Source organism: Trebonia sp. (assembly GCF_049794275.1).
Classification (GTDB): Bacteria; Actinomycetota; Actinomycetes; order Streptosporangiales; family Streptosporangiaceae; genus Trebonia.
Genome location: NZ_JBARCR010000219.1, coordinates 1 through 1,783, shown reverse-complemented (window position 1 = coordinate 1,783; position 1,783 = coordinate 1). Strand labels below are relative to the sequence as shown.

The window sequence follows — 1,783 nt, the reverse complement described above, 5'->3', positions numbered from 1 at the left end:
AGCGTGACCGCCACCTCCAGCCCGCTTGCCGCGATCTCCGTGCCGCGCGCCGCCAGCACGTCCCTGGTGACGGCGGCCAGGTCGACGGGGGCGCGGCGGTCGAGGCCGCGCTGTCCCCGCGCGAGTGTCAGCAGCGCCTCGAGCAGCCGTTCCTGTTCTTCCCCGGCGACGAGCACCCGGCGACAGGTGGCGCGCAGCGACTCGGCGTCCGCGCCGGGGTCGCGGAGCGCGACTTCGAGCATGGTCCGGGAGCGGGCGAGCGGGGTGCGCAGCTCGTGCGAGGCGTTGGCGACGAACTGGCGCTGCGTGTCGAACGACGCGTCCAGGCGGCCGAAGAGATCGTCGATCGTGTCCGCCAGCTCGCGCAGGTCGTCATCCGGCTCCCCGACCGCCAGCCGCTCGTGCAGGTTCGTGGCGGAGATCCGCTGCGCAGCCGCGGTGATCCGCCGCAACGGGCGCAGCGCGCGGCCGGCCGCGAACCAGCCGAGCGCCATCGACACGACCGCCATGATGCCCAGCGCGATGCCTGAGTACAGCAGCAGGGCGTCGTTCTCTGCGGCCTTGGCGGTGCCGGCGATCCTGGTCGCCTGGGCCTGCAGCGGGTCTGTGGCCGGCAGTGCCGCGGGGGCCACGCCCGCGGCACTGCCGGCGCCTCCGCCTGCGTTGGTGCTCGATACGAAGACGCCGTTGGTGGCGTGGCTGACCAGTCCGTACGTAATGGCGAGCAGCGTCGCCCCGGCGGCGAGGAACAGCGCGCCGAACAGCACGGTGAGCCGGAGCCGGACGCTGCCGCGCCTCATATGCGGTAACCGGCCTGGGCGACGGTCTCGATCACCGGCGGCTCGCCGAGCTTGCGCCGCAGGCGGCTGACCGTGACCTTCACCGCCGTGCTGAACGGATCGGCCATCTCGTCCCAGCCGCGCTCGAGCAGTTCCTCGGCGGACACCGCGCGGCCGCCCGCCGCCATGAGCAGTTCGAGGACGGCCAGCTCCTTGGGGCCGAGGTCGAGGCACCTGCCGTGCCGGGTGACGAGCCGGCGGGCCGGGTCCAGCGTGACGCCCTTGGCGGTCAGCACCGGCGGGACGGCGGGGTGGGACCGGCGGCCGAGCGCCCGGATCCTGGCTATCAACTCGGCGAACGCGAACGGCTTGGGCAGGTAGTCGTCGGCGCCGCGGCCCAGCCCGGCGACGCGGTCGGCGATCGTGCCCGCGGCGGTCAGCAGCAGGATCCGCGCGCGGACCGTGCCCGCGAGCTTGGCGCACACCTCGTCGCCGTGGACGCCTGGCAGGTCACGGTCGAGCACGATCACGTCGTAGTCGTTGACCAGGGCGCGGTCCAGGGCGGCGTCCCCGTCCAGGGCCGTGTCGACCGCCATTCCCTCCAGGCGGAGCCCGGCGGCGATCGCCTCCGCCAGCTCGCCGTCATCTTCTACCACGAGCACCCGCATAGCGGTTCTCCCTGCTGGTGGGCCTCCCTCGCACCAGGCAACCGCCGCAGGCTGACCTTCCCCTCAAGGAAGGCTGCCAGGACTCTGTCAAGGAAGGCTGGCGGGATCCTGGATAGCCGTGGCGGTCAGCTCCCCGCCGGTGCCGGTGGCCTGGACGCTCACCAGGTCGCCCGTCTTGACGCCGCGGATGCCGCTGACCCGGCCGCTGACCTTTGTCGCGCTGGTCACGACCGCCGTCACCTGATGGTCGGGTCCCGCGACCGTGATCGACGTGGCGCTGACCGCGGTGACCTTCCCGCCCATCTCGAGCCGAATGGCCTGGCCGCGTCCCGGACC

3 protein-coding genes are annotated in these 1,783 nt (G+C 73.3%); all 3 read right to left on the bottom strand.

Features of this window, described 5'->3' with window-relative positions; all coding sequences use genetic code 11:
• Positions 1 to 800 (bottom strand): sensor histidine kinase (locus tag WA805_RS06325; RefSeq protein WP_425241866.1); only part of this gene is annotated, 800 nt, incomplete at its 3' end.
• The gene (locus WA805_RS06320) at positions 797 to 1,447 is read right to left on the bottom strand and encodes a response regulator transcription factor (RefSeq protein ID WP_422273999.1); all 651 of its coding nucleotides are present in this window, start codon (positions 1,445 to 1,447) and stop codon (positions 797 to 799) included. The genes WA805_RS06325 and WA805_RS06320, both read right to left, overlap by 4 nt.
• Before the next feature lie 87 nt (positions 1,448 to 1,534).
• Positions 1,535 to 1,783 (bottom strand): DUF5666 domain-containing protein (locus WA805_RS06315; RefSeq protein ID WP_425241865.1); only part of this gene is annotated, 249 nt, incomplete at its 5' end.

Excerpts from the sequence above, each read along its gene's own strand:
- WA805_RS06320 (WP_422273999.1), bottom strand. The coding sequence starts at position 1,447 with ATGCGGGTGCTCGTGGTAGAAGATGACGGCGAGCTGGCGGAGGCGATC.